Annotated in this window: 15 protein-coding genes and 3 tRNA genes; 1 reads left to right on the top strand and 17 read right to left on the bottom strand. The window is 66.4% G+C overall.

The window, feature by feature from the left end:
- From ACREB4_RS13150 to ACREB4_RS13085, 14 genes are all read right to left on the bottom strand, one after another.
- Positions 1 to 111, bottom strand: a 111-nt coding sequence (locus tag ACREB4_RS13150; protein ID WP_431588678.1) for a GTP-binding protein, incomplete at its 3' end; no start/stop codon positions are given.
- A gap of 54 nt (positions 112 to 165) precedes the next feature.
- Positions 166 to 240, bottom strand: a tRNA-Thr gene (locus ACREB4_RS13145).
- A gap of 126 nt (positions 241 to 366) precedes the next feature.
- Positions 367 to 440, bottom strand: a tRNA-Gly gene (locus tag ACREB4_RS13140).
- A gap of 37 nt (positions 441 to 477) precedes the next feature.
- Positions 478 to 563 (bottom strand) — tRNA-Tyr (locus ACREB4_RS13135).
- Positions 564 to 633: 70 nt separating this feature from the next.
- Positions 634 to 1680, bottom strand: coding sequence for an acyltransferase family protein (locus ACREB4_RS13130; protein ID WP_431588675.1), 1047 nt, complete (start codon positions 1678 to 1680; stop codon positions 634 to 636).
- Positions 1677 to 3098 (bottom strand): lipid II flippase MurJ, encoded by a 1422-nt coding sequence (locus ACREB4_RS13125; RefSeq protein WP_431588674.1) that lies wholly within the window; start codon positions 3096 to 3098, stop codon positions 1677 to 1679. The genes ACREB4_RS13130 and ACREB4_RS13125 overlap by 4 nt, the downstream gene beginning before the upstream one ends.
- 18 nt (positions 3099 to 3116) lie before the next feature.
- Positions 3117 to 3944, bottom strand: a complete 828-nt coding sequence (locus ACREB4_RS13120) for an acyltransferase (RefSeq protein WP_431588673.1) — start codon at positions 3942 to 3944, stop codon at positions 3117 to 3119.
- Positions 3941 to 5299, bottom strand: a complete 1359-nt coding sequence (locus ACREB4_RS13115; RefSeq protein ID WP_431588672.1) for an O-antigen ligase family protein — start codon at positions 5297 to 5299, stop codon at positions 3941 to 3943. Before ACREB4_RS13115 ends, ACREB4_RS13120 begins: the two co-directional genes overlap by 4 nt.
- Positions 5296 to 6516 (bottom strand): glycosyltransferase family 4 protein, encoded by a 1221-nt coding sequence (locus ACREB4_RS13110; RefSeq protein WP_431588671.1) that lies wholly within the window; start codon positions 6514 to 6516, stop codon positions 5296 to 5298. The genes ACREB4_RS13115 and ACREB4_RS13110 overlap by 4 nt, the downstream gene beginning before the upstream one ends.
- The gene (locus ACREB4_RS13105) at positions 6513 to 7874 is read right to left on the bottom strand and encodes a beta-galactosidase (RefSeq protein ID WP_431588670.1); all 1362 of its coding nucleotides are present in this window, start codon (positions 7872 to 7874) and stop codon (positions 6513 to 6515) included. The genes ACREB4_RS13110 and ACREB4_RS13105 overlap by 4 nt, the downstream gene beginning before the upstream one ends.
- Positions 7871 to 9121: a glycosyltransferase gene (locus ACREB4_RS13100; RefSeq protein WP_431588669.1), complete on the bottom strand. Its 1251-nt coding sequence runs from the start codon at positions 9119 to 9121 to the stop codon at positions 7871 to 7873. The genes ACREB4_RS13105 and ACREB4_RS13100 overlap by 4 nt, the downstream gene beginning before the upstream one ends.
- A gap of 11 nt (positions 9122 to 9132) precedes the next feature.
- The gene (locus ACREB4_RS13095) at positions 9133 to 11112 is read right to left on the bottom strand and encodes a GumC family protein (protein ID WP_431588668.1); all 1980 of its coding nucleotides are present in this window, start codon (positions 11110 to 11112) and stop codon (positions 9133 to 9135) included.
- A gap of 25 nt (positions 11113 to 11137) precedes the next feature.
- Complete coding sequence (locus ACREB4_RS13090; RefSeq protein WP_431588667.1) at positions 11138 to 11911, bottom strand: polysaccharide biosynthesis/export family protein; 774 nt, start codon at positions 11909 to 11911, stop codon at positions 11138 to 11140.
- Positions 11912 to 12032: 121 nt separating this feature from the next.
- Entirely contained in the window at positions 12033 to 12950 is a 918-nt protein-coding gene (locus tag ACREB4_RS13085) for a glycosyltransferase family 2 protein (protein WP_431588666.1), read from the bottom strand.
- Positions 12951 to 13172: 222 nt separating this feature from the next.
- Here ACREB4_RS13085 and ACREB4_RS13080 point away from each other — a divergent pair, with 222 nt between their 5' ends.
- Positions 13173 to 13763, top strand: coding sequence for a hypothetical protein (locus ACREB4_RS13080; RefSeq protein WP_431588665.1), 591 nt, complete (start codon positions 13173 to 13175; stop codon positions 13761 to 13763).
- A 25-nt stretch (positions 13764 to 13788) separates the two neighbouring features.
- Here the strand turns inward: ACREB4_RS13080 and ACREB4_RS13075 are convergent, their stop codons facing one another.
- The 3 genes from ACREB4_RS13075 to trpD are packed head-to-tail and all read right to left on the bottom strand — an operon-like array spanning position 13789 to position 16387.
- Positions 13789 to 14562 (bottom strand): uracil-DNA glycosylase, encoded by a 774-nt coding sequence (locus ACREB4_RS13075; RefSeq protein WP_431588664.1) that lies wholly within the window; start codon positions 14560 to 14562, stop codon positions 13789 to 13791.
- Positions 14562 to 15362: an indole-3-glycerol phosphate synthase TrpC gene (gene trpC, locus ACREB4_RS13070; RefSeq protein ID WP_431588663.1), complete on the bottom strand. Its 801-nt coding sequence runs from the start codon at positions 15360 to 15362 to the stop codon at positions 14562 to 14564. The genes ACREB4_RS13075 and trpC overlap by 1 nt, the downstream gene beginning before the upstream one ends.
- A gap of 2 nt (positions 15363 to 15364) precedes the next feature.
- Complete coding sequence (gene trpD / locus ACREB4_RS13065; protein WP_431588677.1) at positions 15365 to 16387, bottom strand: anthranilate phosphoribosyltransferase; 1023 nt, start codon at positions 16385 to 16387, stop codon at positions 15365 to 15367.
- Positions 16388 to 16396 lie beyond the last annotated feature (9 nt).

Genomic DNA, 16396 nt, shown 5'->3' with positions numbered 1-16396 from the left:
GGCCAGCACCGTGGTGATCGCTGCCGTCAGCGTGGTCTTGCCGTGGTCAACGTGACCGATCGTGCCCACGTTGACGTGGGGCTTGGTCCGTTCGAACTTGCCTTTTGCCATGTTTCGCGCTCCTGGCGGCTTGCATCAAGCCGAGAGAATTGAAGAAGAAAGGTGTGGTGCCCATGGGCAGGATCGAACTGCCGACCTCCCCCTTACCAAGGGGGTGCTCTACCACTGAGCCACATGGGCATCGACACGGGTCTGGGCGCAGCATTTGGCATTTGCACACCCCACCCACACCAGTGTCGACCGCAATCATCCCAAAATTCGGGAAGACGACGAGTTTAGCACGCGAACCATGACAGAACCGCGACTTGGAGCGGGAGACGGGGATCGAACCCGCGTCATTAGCTTGGAAGGCTAAGGTTCTACCATTGAACTACTCCCGCCCGGGAGTGATTCACGATCACGTGATTTTGTTTGCCTTGGTGGAGGGGACAGGATTCGAACCTGTGTACGCATAAGCGGGCAGATTTACAGTCTGCTGCCTTTAACCACTCGGCCACCCCTCCGAGGCAAGCCCTAGATTATATCACAGAAGCGAGCACTGCATCAAGCAAGCCCCGAATTTGTGCAAATCCATCAGGCGGGGACTGGCCGCAAGGCGGGTTTGCGCCAGAGCATGGGCGCCTCGATGAAGTGCCAGCATGCCCAGGCCAGGCCGGTCACCAGCACCAGCAGCAGGGCGAGCCCCCCCATGGGCGAGGTCTTGAACACGCCGAACTGCACCAGGGTCTGGATGATGGGGAAATGCAGGATGTAGACGCCGTACGACAGGTCGCCGTGCCGCGTGACCGAACCCAGGTAGGGCAGGTTGTGTGCCGCCCACGAAACGCAGGCGGACAAGGCCAGCGGGTAGAGGAAGACGCCGAAGGTGGGACGGGTCTGGTCCCATTGGTAGGCCAGCAGCAACAGCAGCAGACCGATGGCGCCCAAGCGCCAGCCCAGGCGGCGCAGCCTGTCGCGCTCGCAATAGCACCAGGCGCCGGGCAGGAAGAACATCAGCTGGCCAGGCATCTGCTTGGCCACTTCGAAAAACCCGGTCTTGCCCGTGCTGTAGGCCAGGTGCATGAAGCCGCCCCACCACAGGCAGGCCGCCAGGAAGCCCAGGCCCAGCACCAGATGGTGGCCAAAACGCCGCGTGAGCCAGACGATGACGGGCACCACCGCGTAGAACATCAGCTCGACCTTGATCGTCCACAAGGCCCCATTGACGGGCGCGCCAGGCATCGGGTTGTTGGTGAAAACGCCCGGGAGGCTGGGCTGCAGGAAGTTCAGGAAACTCAGGTTGGCGATCAGGTAGTGCACCCAGGCCTTGCCGAAGTAGGCCGAAGCTGGCAGGGCGCTGATCAGCCCCCCCAGGAAGGCGCAAGCCAGGATCACGGCGGCGTAGGCCGGCACGATGCGGCGCAGGCGCTTGCCGGCGTAGTCACGCAAAGAGGGCGTGCGTTCGCAGCTCATGAAGACCAGGTAGCCGCTGATGACGAAGAAGGTCGCCAGGGCGATCTTGGTGTCGGCCCAGAGCAGGAAAGACAGCGAAGGCTCACGCGACAGGTCCACCACGTGCAGGGCCATGACCCCGGCGGCGGCGATCAGGCGAAGCAGGTCGAAATTGTTGTCGCGGTTCATGCGGGGACGGGTTTCCAAGGACGCAACCAGGCGGCCAGGGCCATGAGGCAGCACAGGCCGGCACCGGCCGACGCGGCCAGGCGGATCACCGGGGCGGCGGGCCACAGCGGCAGCAGGAAAGCGGCGCTCAGCCCCAGCGACAGCGCGCCGGCCAACACCAGCGTGGACAGCCGGACGCTGGTCCACAGCCGGTTGAAATGCAGGAGCAATCCGCCATTGACCACCACGCCCAGCAACAGGGCCATGGCCATGCCCTGGGCACCGTACAACCAGGCCAGCAAGGGCAAGGTGACAGCCTGGGCCAGGTTGCCCGAGGTCTCGCAGACGAATGGCAGGCGGGTGTCACCGGCCGCGTAGTTGTAGCGGGCCAGCAGGGTGTTCCAGCCCGCCAGCACCAGGGCCACGGCGTACCACCCTAGTAGCGGCGCGAGGATGTCGGTGCCCTGCACCTTGGGGAACAGCAAGGTGACGATGGCCTGGGCCGCCAGCAACAGGCCGACGGCCGCCGGCGTGGTGACCAGGGTGTTGAGGGCCAGGCCTTGGCGCAACAAGGGCAGGCGGTCGGCACCGCCGCCTTTGCTCATCAGGCCCAGCAGGACCTGGTTGACCGACATGAGGGCCACCAGCGGCAGGTTGACCAGCTTGCGCGCCAGGTTGAGCACCGTGACCACGCCTTCACCCAGGTAGGAAGCGACCATGCGCTCCAGCAGCATCAGGCCCTGTCCCATCAGGGCACTGCCGAGCAAGGGCCCGATGCGGCTCGACAGCTCACGCACCGTGGGCGCGTGCCAGCGCATCGCCCCCATTGCCAGGCCATGGGCGCGGACCGCGGGGACCATGAGCAAGGCGGTGGCCAGGCCGCCGGCCACGAAAGCCCAGGCCAGGGCCGGTTCGGCAGACAGCGACTGGTGCAGGGCCAGGTAGATGACCACCGGCAGGTTGTAAACCAGGGACGACAGGCCGGCCAGCAGGAACCGGCCCCGGGCTTGCAGTGGCACGCTCCACAGGGCTTGGAGGAGCAGGCCGGGCACAGTCCAGGCCAGGATCCGCAAGGCCTCTTGCGTGATGGGCCGGAGCTCCGGCGCCAGGCCAGGCCCCACGAGCCTGACCCACCAGGGCGCGCCCAGGGACAAGACCAAGGCCAGCGCGAAGCCAAGCAGGCCCACGCTGAAAGTCGCGCGGCCCAGCCAAGCCACGCGCTCGGGTTCGTTGCGCTCCTGATACAGGGCCATCCAGGCGGACGACAGCAGGCCACCGGCCAGGATGATGCGAATCGCCTCGGGAATGAACAGCGCGATGAGGAAACCATCGGTGCGCGCGCCAGCGCCCCACGAGGCCACGAGCAGCCATTCGCGGCCCAGGCCGGCGACGAGGCCCAGCAGGGTCACCAGGGTGAGGAGTCCGGCCGAGCCGAGCATGGTCAGCGCGCCTTCAATTCAGTGCAGCAAGGTGAACAAGCCTTTGGCGCCCACCTTGTAGTTCAGGCCACGGGCGCGGGTGCCCACGGTCTTGCCGCCCTGCCCGGCCACGATGGCGTAGGGCTCGACCTTCTTGCCGACCGTCGTGTTGGCCGACACCACCGCGCCTTCGCCGATGTGGGCGCCGGGCAGGATGATGGCGCGCGAGGTGATCCAGGCGTAGTCGTCGATGCGCACGGGGGCGGAGACGGACCAGAACTCGGGCGCGTCCAGGTCGTGCCCGCCGGCCACGATCAGCACGTGCGAGGCGATGGCCACGTGGTTGCCGATGGTCAGGCCGGAGCGCGCGTCGATCTGGCAATGCCAGCCGATGCAGGTGTCGTCGCCAATGACGAGGCTTTCGACGCCCAGCACCTCGGTGTTGCGCCAGATGCTGGAGCCCTTGCCGATCTTGGCGCCGCCCAGGCGCAACCAGGCCAGGCGCACGTTGTGGCTGGGAATCTTGTTGATGACGATGTTGTAGATCTGTTCCCAGAGGCGGCGCAGGCGGTCAACGATGGTGGGCCAGTTGCGACCGTAGTCGGGCACCTTGCGGCCGGGGACTTCATCGAACAGCATCACGAACAGATCGCGCGCCAGCGGGTGGGGGATGCGCTTGCGGATGTCCAGTGAGCAGATGTGCAGCACCACGTCTTCCGGGCCCTTGCCTTTGGATTCGAAGAAGAGGTCGTTCTGCAAGCCCCAGTCGTAGGCGGCTTCGAGTTGGGCCGGGTCGGCCTTCAGGCGGGCCGCGTATTCGGGCAGCCGGGGGCGCAGGTTGGTGCTGTGGAGGATGCGGTGTTTCATGAGCGCGCCTTGGCGGTCTGCAGGCTGATGGCCAGGATCAACCAGAACAGCGAGATCAGAACCTGGGTGAAGCTGAAGTAGTGGTCGATGAACCCGGTGGCCAAGGCCGCAAGGACTGTGCCGACGGTGGCGATGCGCATGGCGTTGCTTTGGTCGATGACCTTGAAGTCGCCGGACATGCGCACCTGGCGCCACCAGGCCGTGGTCACGCCGATGAAGAGCAGCATGCCGGGCAGGCCGAGCTTGTACCAGTAATTGAGCCAGAGGTTGGAGATGCCGTAGACGCCGTTGGCGGTGGCCGGCGTGTCGGCCTTGAAGCCCATGCCCAGCGGGTAACGGGCGACCGATTCAGGGAAGTGCAGGTATTCCTCGAAGCGCACGCCGGTGCTGACGTCGTTGGAGGAAAACAGCGAGGCGAAGCGGGTCTGCGCGGGTGGGTAGAGCACCAGCAGGGCGGTCGCCAGGAAGAGCGCGATCAGCAGGCCCCGGCCCGCGTAGGGCGTCTTCTTGTAGGCCAGCCAGACCACGAACACGCCCATGCACAAGAGCGCGCCGCGCGAGCCGCTGAAGACGATGCCGGCCGCGCCGCCCACGGCCACGAACAGGCCCAGGGCGCGGCGCCAACCGGTGTGGATGACGGCGAAGAACAGGCCCAGGGGCGTCCCCAGCAGCAGGGCACCGCCGGTGGAGTTGGGGTGCACCCAGGGCGAGGCCATGCGGGTCGGGTCGGCGCTGAGGATGTCCTGGATGGCGTCGGGCCGGGCGTATTGCAGGGTGGTCAGGAACTTGACCATCCTCATCGGATCACGGCCGGTGAAGAAGAAGCCCAGCGCGATCACCAGCAGGCCCGCGAAACCCAGCAACAAATACAGCAGCAGGCGATCGCGGTTGCGCTCGTCGGACGCCAGCAAGGGCACCAGGAAGACGGGTGAAACGTTGAGCAACCAGCGCACCCAGTTGACCGGGCCCACGCCTTCGGCCTGCACCATGAACTGGCCGGCGATCAGGGGCACGATGCTCCAGACCAGGAGGCGCATCATGGCGCGCTCGGCGGGTTGGTCGGGCCAGGGCGGCAGGCGGCCGGACCACCACTGGAAGAAAACGCCCACCCAGGTCAGGGCCAGGATGGCTTCGGAGGTGGTGATGCGCACGCCCAGGGTGATGGTCATCCAGGGCAAGGCCGGTGCCAGCAGGCAGAACAGCAGCAGGCCACGCAGGGGCTGGGTGACGATGAAGACCGCGAAAGCCAGGGCCACGGCCGCCAGCATGCCCAGCGGCGCGCCGCCCAACAGCATCAGCAGGGCAAACAAGGCCCCCAAGACCGCCGGGAACACCGTGGACGCGCCCCAGGTCATGCGGCCTCCTGGCTGGCGGCTTGCAGGCTTTCGTAGACCGCTTCCAGCTGACCAGCCGCGCGCGCCCAATCGAACTGCTGCGTGACGTGGTCCCGCGCGGCCAGGCCCATCGCACGGGCCTGCACGGGGTCGGCCATGGTCTGCACGATGGCCTGGGCGAGGCCCTCGGGGGTGTCGGCCACGCGGGCATGGAGGCCGGGCGTGGCTTTCAGGCCAGACAGGCCTTCGTTCGTGCTGATGAGTGGCAGGCTGGCGGCCATGGCTTCCAGCACCTTGAGTTTGGAGCCGCCGCCATGGCGCAGGGGCGCCAGGAAGGCCGACGAGCGCGACTGCACCTCGGTCAAGTCGGGCACGTAGCCCAGCCATTCGATGCGCGGGTCGGTGAAGCGCTGGCGCCAAGCCTCGGGCAAGCCATGCCCGCAGACGCGAAAACGCGCATCCGGCGCCTGTGACCAGACGCGGGGCCAGACTTCGGTGAGGGCCCATTCGACGGCATCGACGTTGGGCGCGTATTCGTAGTTGCCGACGAAGAGCACGCTGCGCGAGGCGGCATCGGGTGTCACGTGGGCGAAACCGCGGGTGTCGACGCCATTGCTGACGACGTGGGCCGGGCGGCCGCCGATGCGAGAGAGCTTGTCGGCATCGGACTCCGTGACGGCCACGATGGCCGCGGCCTGGGACAGCACTTCGCGCTCCCAGCGCCGGGCGCGGAACTGGTCGTAGCGGGCCAGGCCGCGCAAGGGCGCCGGCCACTTGCCGTAGGTGGCCGCGCCCAGCTCCGACTCGACGTTGTGCTCGGTGATGATGAAGGGCCGTTGCTGACGCGCCAGTTCAAGCGCGAAAGGCTCAAAGCCGTAGCTGTGCTCGATCTGGACCGCATCCCATGCGCCCTGTTGCAGCAGCTGCGCGAAGCGCTGTGACAAAGCCGGTGCACGGCCATTGACGCTGGCCAGCAAGGGCAAGGGCGACGCAGCGGCCAGCCACAGGCTCAAGGGATGGCGCAGCGGCCGGCGTGGCAGCACGATGAGCTCTTCCAGCAGCGGCGCCAGGACCTTGCGCACCTCGTCATCGGCCGGCGTTTTGGACTGCACCAGCAGGGTGATGCGGTGCCCTCGCCCCGCCAGTTCGCGCAGCAGGTGGAACTGGCGCGCCTTGCCACCACTGGTGATGGGCCAGGGCAGGTAGGGCAGGGTCCACAGCAGGCGCAGCGGCTTCATGCGTGGCTCAGGATCTGCAGGCTGGTGTCGACCGGCACGCTGAGCTGGCCCTTGGCATCGGCCTTCAAGGCACGCTGACTGCCCTTCAAGGGGTTGTGCAAGGTGGCTTGGCCGACACCCTTCAGGCGCACGGTGCCTGGCTTGTCGGCCCAGACCATCCACAGCTTCTGCCCATCGGGCTGGCGCCAGGCGATGCTGATCAGCCCTTCGGGCTGGTCGCCAACGATGGCGGGTGGCGTGCCAGGTTCGATGCGCGGGCCGCAAATCTTCAGGAAGCGTTGCAGGGCGAAGTAGACAGGCTTGGGCTCGCCGTTCTCGCGCAGCAGGCCGTAGTGCTGGTCCCGCACGCTGGCGCGCTTGTCCAGGTCGGACAAGGTGAACAAAAAGATGCGGTCGTAGTCCAGCGCGGCCATCAGGGCCAGGCGGCGCAGGGTCAGGTCGGCCTGGCCTTGTTCGCCCACGATGGGCTGCTCTTCCTTCGGGCCGTCGTAGCTGGACCAGCCCCATTCGGTGGCCCAGATCTGCTTGACCTTGGCGCTGCGCAACCACTGGTGGGCGGGCAGCACGCGTTTGACGAAATCGCGCGGGTCGGCTTCGGAACCCTCGGCCGTGGCCGTGTACGGGTGGTAGGCGATGATCAGGTCGAGGTTGAAGGCGCCCAGCTCGCCCATCTTCTGGATCATCAGGCCATTGCCTGGCGCCATCTCGCTGAAGTAGGCCATGCCGGCCATGGCGATGGGCTTGGACGGCACCGTGGCGCGCAAGCCCTGCACGCTGGCCAGCAGCAGGCGACCATAGCCTTCCGGGTCGGGCTTGGGCGCCCAGAAGCCGAGGATGTTGGGCTCGTTCCAGACCTGCCAGACATCGACCTGAGGGTAGCGTTTGGCCAGCATCACCATGCGCTGCGCGAACAGCACCGGGTCTTTCGGCGGGAACTTGTCGAAGTACTGTTCGTAGCGGTCGCCCTTGGCCACCACCGAGGCAAACCGCGGCGTGCCCACCACACTGGTGATGTTGCGCAGGCCGGCGTCTTTCACCAGGGCCATCATGCGGTCGATGGCTTCCAGTTCGAACTGGCCTTCCTTGGGCTCCATCAGCATCCAGTGCAGGCCCAGGCGCACCCAATTCAGTCCCAGGTCTTTCAGGCGTTCGACTTGCTTGCGCGCCATGGCGGGCTCGAACCACTGCAACTGCGCATTGACGCCCAGGAAATCGCGCCAGATCACCGTGCGCATGGGCTTGAGCGCCATCGCCTCGGGTGTTTTCTTGCCCCAGAGGCCCAAGGCCTGGGCAGGCAAGGCGGACAGGGTGGCGCCGCCCACGACCAGGGCACGGCGCAGTTCGGAGGGCGTCGTCATGGCCGCTTGCCGCCGGACACCATTTGTCCGGCCTCGCCACGCACGCTCGTCACGGTGCGCGAGATGGAGGGACGCAGGGTCTCGAAATAGTGGACGAAGGCCTGGCCCGTGCGCGACCACAGGCGCTGCTCGTTCAAGAAGGACGCGGCCTTGGCCCACTGCTTGACCTTCTCGGGCTCTTTCAGCACGGCGCCAATGGCCTCGGTGAGCGCCGCGACCTGGCCTTGCGGGTAGGCCACGCCATTGCCATGGCTGATCTCTTCCGCGAAGGCGCGAGCGTCGGACGTGATGGCGCCGCGCCCCGCCGCAATGGCCCAGGACAAGGCGCCGCTGGTGCCCCGCATCTGCCCCATCAGCGACAGCTTGCGCGACTCCCGGTAGGGCAGCACCATCAGGTGGTGCCGCTGGATGAGGCCCGCGATGTCGTGTTCATCGATGTCGAATTCCCAGCCGACCTGCTCGCTCAAACCCTGCGATTCGACGCGCTGGCGCAGGCCATCGAGGTAGCTGCCGCCCGCGCCAAAGGCGATGTCGGGCGCGGTGCCGCCAGCGATGGTGAGGCGCACCTGGCCTGCCAGCTCGGGTTCCTGCTTGCGCAGGGCGCCCAGGGCGTCCACCAGGTCCTCGATGCCTTTGCCGCTGTAGATGAAGCCGAAGTACAGCAGGCGCAAGGGCGACAACTCGGGCAGCGGCTGCGCGGACAGGGTCTGCGTGCCATGTGGAATGACGCGCACCTTGGCCACCGGCACCTTCATGCGTTTGGCCAAGCGCTGCGCGCCCGTGTTCGTCAGCGCCACCAGGCCATCCAGCCGCTTGGCCAGGGCACGCTCGGCCCACAGCGTGTGCGGGTCGATCAGCACCGCCAGCACCTTGCTGACCAGGCCGGGCACCCAGGGCGCCTCGTCCAGCGCACGCCACAAGGCGCTCACGGGCCGCCAGACGATGCGCTCGGGGTCGTGGATGGTGGCCGACAGGGCCGGCCGGTTTGGCAGCGCCGCCAGGGCGCTCAGCACGAAGAACTCGCCATGGCGGCCGCCGCCCAGTTCGGCATGCACCACATCGACCTTGGACCAGTCGCGCTCGGCCACCCATCGTTCCGCGTCTTCACGCGACTGGATGGGACGCTGCCCTTGCAACGGTGTCAGCACCTCGACGCCCGCCGCGTTCACGGCTCGGCGCCAGTGCGCGGCATAGTCGGCAATGCCGGTCTGTTCGGGGGGCAGGGGGGACAACAGGGCCAGTCTCAAGTCGAGGCCCCTCAGCTCTGGAAAAACCGCATCACGCGGACCGGCACTTCGAAGCGGCGGCGGTTCAGGATCACGCCATCGACCTTGCGGAAGGCCGTGCGCAACACGCCCAGGGCGTTGTCCACCACGGGCACCACGCTGGCGCGGGCTTCGACCACCAGCACGATCAGGTCGGCCTTGCCCAGCGACAGGAAAGCCTGCCGGTTGCTGAGCAGGTTGGACGCCTGCAGCAGGGCCACTTCGCCAGGCTGGGCCTTGCCCGAAGCCGGATCGACCACGACCGCCAGGCCTTGCGCCTGGAGCACCTGCCGCAGGTGCTGGGTGATGAAGCTGACGCCCTCGCCGGACCGGGACGAGGCCAGGCCCACGGTCAGGCCACGCTCGGCCACTTGGGCCAGCGGCAAGGTCCCGTAGATGCGGTGCAGGCTGGCGTGGAAATCGTTGTCTTCGGCGCCGCCCGAGATGTCTTTCACCGTGCTCCACAGCGGCACGCCGAAGCGTGCCTCGATGCGGCCACCGTCGTGGATGCGCTGGTCCATGACCGAATACAGGTAGATCACCAGCAGGCCGACGATGGCCCCGGCCGGCAAGGCCAGCGCCAGCAACACCAGGCTCTTGGGCGAGGCACGCGACGGGTTGAAGGTGGCGTCCTCGATGATGGCGATGTTGTTGATGCGGTTGTCGTCGAGGGCCTGGTCGATGCGGGCCTTCTCCAGGCTGTCGAGGTAAAGCAGGCGGCTGCGCTCGGCCACCGTCAGGGCCTGCTCCAGGCGGGCCAATTCGGGCTCCTTGGACAGCACCTGCTGGCGGGCCGCCACCAGCTCGTCGCGCTCCTTGTTGAAGGCCTCGGTCAGCGACAGGATCTCGCGCAGGCGCACGGCTTTTTCAAGCTCGTTGCGCGCCAGCAGGGTGCTCAACTCGTTGGGGCCGCGCTTTTCACCACGCTGCATGGGGCGGTCTTCACTCTTCAGCTGCGATTCCAGCGAGGCGATGCTTTCATTGAGCGCCTGGATGGCCGGCGCGCTTTCCTTGAACACCCGCAGAGCCTCGGCGCGCTGGCGTTTCAGCTCCGCCAGCTGGTTGCTCAGGGCCAGCCAGGCCGGGCCATAGCCCACGTCACGCTCGGCCACTGTTTCCTTGGAAAGGCTCTTGGCCCGACCGGCCGCGTAGGCCGCGCCCTGCTCCAGCGCCGACCGCTCGGCCAGGAGCTCGGACTGGCGCGTGCGCAAGTCGTTCAGGCGCTTGGTGATCGCGGTCAGGCGTTCTTCGGCGCTGATGCCATTGATCTGGTCCAGGCGCCCGCGCAATTGGTTCTTGATCGAGTCGATCTGCTGGTCGGTGTCGCGCACCTTGTTGTCGTAGAAGAGCACCAGTGTCTTGCGGCCCAACACCAGCGTTCGTTCGTCGGTGTAGACCTTGACCCAGGTCTTCATGATGCGTTGCGCCAGCACCGCGTCCCCCCAGGCGAAGCGCAATTCCATGACATTGGAGCCGGGGCCGTGCGTCACGGTGAAGGCGTCTTCGAGCCGGCTGGCCAGGCGGTCTTCCTCGCTCTGCGCCTCGGACAGGCCCAACAGCACCGTGAACGAGCGGATGCCGTCGCGCACCGCGTTCACGGCTTTCTTGAGGTGGTACTTCAGCGCGTTCTTGAAGCCCGGCGGCGCTTCGGCCGGCAGCTGCAGCTCCGGCAGGTACAGCCGCGCCACCTGCGTGACCACCGGACGCCCGGTCAGCATCTTCTCTTCGTCGATGATGGGATCGCGCTGGCTGATTTGCGGCGCGTAGGTCGCGCGGTCGGTCACGTCGATGGGCACCGTGAGGTTCTCGCGGCCGGGCTTGACCAGCAAGCGCGCCTCGGAGGCGTACTTGGGCGTCCACAAGAACGCCCCCAGCACGATCAGCGCCACGGTGACCCACAGCGCGATGAAGAACTGGCGGCGAAAGATGTAGAACAGCCGGACGATGTCCCGGAAAGAACGAATATCGATCATGATGTTTGGCGGACGGCTTTCTTGTTCATTTGACCTTGGTCTCGCCCCAGCTGTAGCTCAAACCCATTGAGCGGGTGAAAGGCAACAACTGATTGATGTAGGCATCGACACCGTCCCCCATGCGCCCCACGGCCGACTTGGGAACGAACAGGACATCGCCACGCTGGAAGGCCAGCGTGGGCCGCCCCGCCGCGGGGTCTTCGGGCAGCAATAGACGGGTGAAATCCAGGAAATACAACTGGTAGCGCGACTGCTCGTCCAGGCGCAGCAAGGCCACATAGCGCGTGTCGGCCGTCGGGGTGAACCCACCCGCGGCGAAGATGCCCTGCTCCAGCGTGGCCACGGCCGACATGTCCAGCGGACCCGGCGCATTCACAGAGCCGCCGATCACCACCTTGCTGCTGGGCGATGAGACGATGTTGACCGTCACCCCAGGCTCGCGGTAGTAGACCTCCAGGCGCGAGCGCATCAGTTGCGCCACTTCATCGGGGGTCTTGCCCGCCGCCTCCACACGTCCGGCATAGCGGTATGAAAAGCTGCCATCCGAACGCACCACATAAATCTGCGCCTGGCTGTCCTCGACCAGGTTGCGCAAGTCCAGCGACACCGCGTCCTGCGAGTCGCGCACGATGCGCAAGGTGTCGCCGGGATAGATGCGGGTCGGCAGCTTGGCCATGCGGGCAATTTCACTGTCATTCAGTTGCCTGGCATTGACCACGCTACCGTGGGAAGTCTGCAGGTTGCCCAAGGGCGAGCAGGCGGCAAGACACAGGCTGAGCAGCAGAACGAAGAGCTTCATGGCGTACGGCGCAAGGCCTTGAAAGCAAAGGACGGATCAGGAGAGGGGCCACGGGCGGCGAGCCTGGCACCGGCGCGTGACCGCATCATAAGAGGGCGGGCGACGGAAATTCGGTCCGCCGTCATGCCGACGCGTCGGGCTGCTTGATGCGGGGCGTCTCGACGAACTGGCGTCGCCACTGCAGGTAAGCCTTGCCCATCGCCGAGCGGCTCGGACGCCAGACCCAGGGCACGCCGAATTTGACGAAAAAGCGCAACATGCTGCGCAGGTGCGTCTTGCCGGAGGTGGACCAGATGCCTGCCTGGCTGTGCCGCTGGTGTTCGTGCACCAGCTCGACCTGGGGCACGGCCATGACCGACCAGCCGCCGACCCACATGCGGGCGCACAGATCGACTTCCTCGAAATACAGGAAGTAGCCCTCGTCCATGCAGCCCACCTGCTCGAAGGCGGTGCGGCGCACGACAAAACCCGTGCCCATCACCCAATCGGCCTCGAATGGTCCTTCGCGCCAGTTGCGCTTGAGCAGGTGGGATTTGACCAGGCGGCGCATCGGGCCCAGTTTGCCCAAGGAGGTGCGTCGCGCCAGGATGTCGGGCAGCGAATAGAAACGCCGGGCCGAATACTGCAGGCTGCCATCCGGGTTGATCAGCTTCAGTCCGGCCACGCCCACCTTGGGCTGCTGGTCGAACAGGCGCTGGATGACGTCCACGGTGTTGCTCAGGAAATACGTGTCGGGGTTGAGCACCAGCACCAGGTCGGTGTGGGAGGCCGCCACGCCCAAGTTCACGCCCGCCCCGAAACCACCATTGCGGCCCGAGAGGATCACCCGAACGCCTTGCTCCGACAAGGCGGCCTTGAGGCGCTCACCAGAGCCATCGGGGGAAAAATTGTCCACCACCACGATGTCCGCTGGCTTTGCGATCTGGTGTTCGAGCAGCGAGCGCACGCACTGCACGGTCAGGTCGAACGTCCGGTAATTGACGATGACCACCCCAAGGGTGCTCACGGGCTGGAGAACTTCACCGGCTGTAAGCGACATGGCAACTTTCTGCTTTGCGAGCGTTGAATCGGCTGGCTTTGAATTTGCAAAGTTGAACGAAGATCGAAAAGATCATGATCTGGCAACCCTTGCAGATTCATTAAACGGACAACCTTTCCTGCCCGAATTGTCGGGGAAACCCCAGTATTACGCGCCCCCTCATCTGAGCGGATAATTGAACGGTCGTTGCCATCTGTAACACCGAGATAACGGGAGTTTTCCTTGAAAAAAACAGTCTTGGCCCTGGCGGCCGCGTCGTCTGGCCTGTTCGGCGCGCCTTGCTGGGCCGGTGAATGGAGCCCTTTTCTGGGCGGCGGCCTGACGGCGGGCGGCGACAAGGTCAACAGCAGCGCCATCACCCGCGTCAATGGCGACACCGAAAACCTCCACGCTGGTGGTCTGATCGACTTGCGGGCGGGCCTGGACTTCCGCATGGTCGGGACCGACATCTCCCTGCAGGGCGTGGTCGCGTACCACACCGACCGCTCCGACGCCGACAATGGCTCGGTCGATTTCTCGCGCCTTCCACTCGAATTCCTCGTGCAGTGGCATGCCAATGAGAAATGGGCCTTCGCTGGCGGCATTCGCAAGACCAATGGCGTGCGCTACAACGGCGTCGACGCAGGCGTCGGGTTCGGCAGCGACCAGAAGTTCAAGAGCTCGGTCGGCTGGATCGTGGAAGGCGAGTACGCCATCACCCCCAGCGTGGGCCTGAAGGTGCGCTACGTGAACGAGGACTACACCTCGAAGACTTACGGCACCAAGTTCGACGGCAGCCACTTCGGGGTGCTGGGCGTCTACTACTTCCGCTGATTCCGGGCCACCGCTGGCCCGACGTTCACGGCGTCACCACCGGAGGCAAGGACCAATCCAGCGCCACGCCCTGCCGGGCCCAGAAATCCCGGGCCGCGCCAAAGTGGCCACAGCCGATGAAGGGCGCCGGGCCCCTCGTGGCCGACAAGGGCGACGGGTGGTTGCTGAGCAGCAGTTCGTGCTTTTGCCCGTGTCCCTCGATCAAGGCGCGTTTGCGCTGGGCATGGGCGCCCCACAGCATGAACACCTTGGGCCCCACGTCCTGCGCCACCGCGGCGATGAGCAGGTCGGTCAGCACGTCCCAGCCCCAACCAGCATGGCTGGCGGCCTCGGCTTCGGCCACGGTCAAGGTCGTGTTGAGCAGCAGCACGCCCTCTCGCGCCCAGGTTTGCAAGCAGCCATGCGAGGGCGGCGCCAGCCCCAGGTCACGCTGGATCTCTTTGTAGATGTTGCGCAAACTGGGCGGCACCTTCACGCCCGGCAGCACCGAGAACGCCAAGCCGTGAGCCTGGTTGGGGCCGTGGTACGGGTCCTGGCCCAGGATGACCACGCGCACCTGCGCACGGCGGGTCAGCCTCAAGGCCGCGAACACATCGCCGGGGTAGATGGTGTCGCCCGCCAGGCGGCGCTGCTCGACACGCTGGATCAAGGCCTGGCCCACGGCACCGTGGCGAAAAGCATCCGTCAGCCCGCGCCAGTCGTCAGGCACGGCGTCGAAGCAATCGTTCAGAGAGCTGCGCAGCCGGTTGCCGGCAGGGGCCTCGGCGCCCGCCACCTCGCCAAAGAGGTCGGCCGGCATCAGGCGAACAGCTCGGCCAGCGAGGCGCCAGGGTCGGGGGCGCGCATGAAAGCTTCGCCCACCAGGAAGGCGTGGACGTTGGCGCCGCGCATGCGCTGCACGTCGGCCCGACCCAGGATGCCGGATTCGGTGACCAGCACGCGGTCGGCCGGCATGTTGGGGAGCAGGCCCACGGTGGTGTCGAGCGTGACCTCGAAGGTGCGCAGGTTGCGGTTGTTGATGCCGACGAGTGGCGTCTTCAGGCGCAAGGCACGGTCCAGCTCTTCGCCATCATGGACTTCCACCAGCACGGCCATGCCGAGTGAGTGAGCACACGCTTCCAGATCAGCCATCTGCGCATCGTCCAGGCAGGCGGCGATCAGCAGGATGCAGTCGGCCCCCATGGCCCGGGCCTCGTAGACCTGGTAGTCACTGACCATGAAGTCCTTGCGCAGCACGGGCAGCTGGCAGGCGGCACGGGCCTGTTGCAGGTAGGCGGCCCGGCCCTGGAAGAACTGCTCGTCGGTCAACACGCTCAGGCAGGCGGCGCCGTGTTTTTCGTAGCTGACCGCGATGTCGCTGGGCACGAAGTGCTCGCGCAGCACGCCTTTGCTGGGGCTGGCCTTCTTGACCTCGGCGATGATGCCGGCCTGGCCCGCCGCGATCTTGGCGCGCACGGCACCGACGAAGTCGCGCACATCGGCCAGGTCGTGGTTTCTGGCCTCGGCCTCGGCGCGCACGGCCGCCAGGGACTGGTGCTTCAGCGCCCGTTCGATTTCCTGGTGCTTGACCGCGACGATTTGCTTGAGGATGTCGGACATGGTCAAAAGCCTTGCGTGGTCTGCACGAATCGGGACAAGGCCTGCGCCGCCCGGCCACTGGCCAGGGCCTCGCGGGCGCGGTGAACGCCATCGCTCAGCGAATCAGCCACATTGGCGGCCAGCAAGGCGGCGGCGGCGTTGAGCAGCACGATGTCACGGGCCGGGCCCGGCTCATTGTCCAGCACCCGGCGCACGGTGGCGAGCGAGGCCTCGCGGTTGACGGCCTTCAGGGCCGATCCGTCGTGCTCGGCCAGGCCGAACTGCGCGGGGTGCACGGTGTATTCGCGCACCTCGCCGTCTTTCAACTCGGCCACCCAGGTCTCGCCAGACAGGGTGATTTCGTCCAGGCCATCGCAGCCGTGCACGATCAGGACGTGCTTCGACCCCAGGCGTTGCAGCACGCGCGCCTGCAGGCCGACCAGGTCGCGGTGGAAAACACCCATGAGCTGGTTGGGCGCGCCGGCGGGGTTGGTCAGCGGGCCGAGGATGTTGAACAGGGTGCGCACGCCCAGCTCCTTGCGGATGGGCGCGGCGTGTTTCATGGCGCCATGGTGATTGGGCGCGAACATGAAACCCACCCCGGTTTCCGCCAGGCACCGCGACACCTGCTCGGGCGTCAGGTCGATGCGGGCGCCCAGGGCTTCGAGCACATCGGCGCTGCCCGTGCTGGACGACACGCTGCGCCCGCCGTGCTTGGCGACACGCGCGCCGGCGGCGGCAGCGACGAACATCGCCGTGGTCGAGATATTGAAGGTGTGGGCGCCATCGCCACCCGTGCCGCACAGGTCGACAAGGTTCGCGGTGTCCTGAACCACCACGGGCGTGCAGAACTCGCGCATCACCTGGGCGGCGGCGGCGAGTTCGCCCACGGTTTCCTTCTTGACGCGCAAGCCGGTGATGAGTGCCGCCATGACCACGGGCGACATCTCGCCACGCATGATCCGGCGCATCAGGCCCAGCATCTCGTCATGGAAGATTTCGCGGTGTTCGATGACGCGCTGCAGCGCCTGGGTGTCGGTGATCATGGTCATGCC

Origin of the sequence: Aquabacterium sp. (genome assembly GCF_050725395.1) — a bacterium.
In the GTDB taxonomy this organism is placed as follows: Bacteria; Pseudomonadota; Gammaproteobacteria; order Burkholderiales; family Burkholderiaceae_C; genus Aquabacterium.
This window is presented reverse-complemented; position numbering and strand designations above follow the sequence as displayed.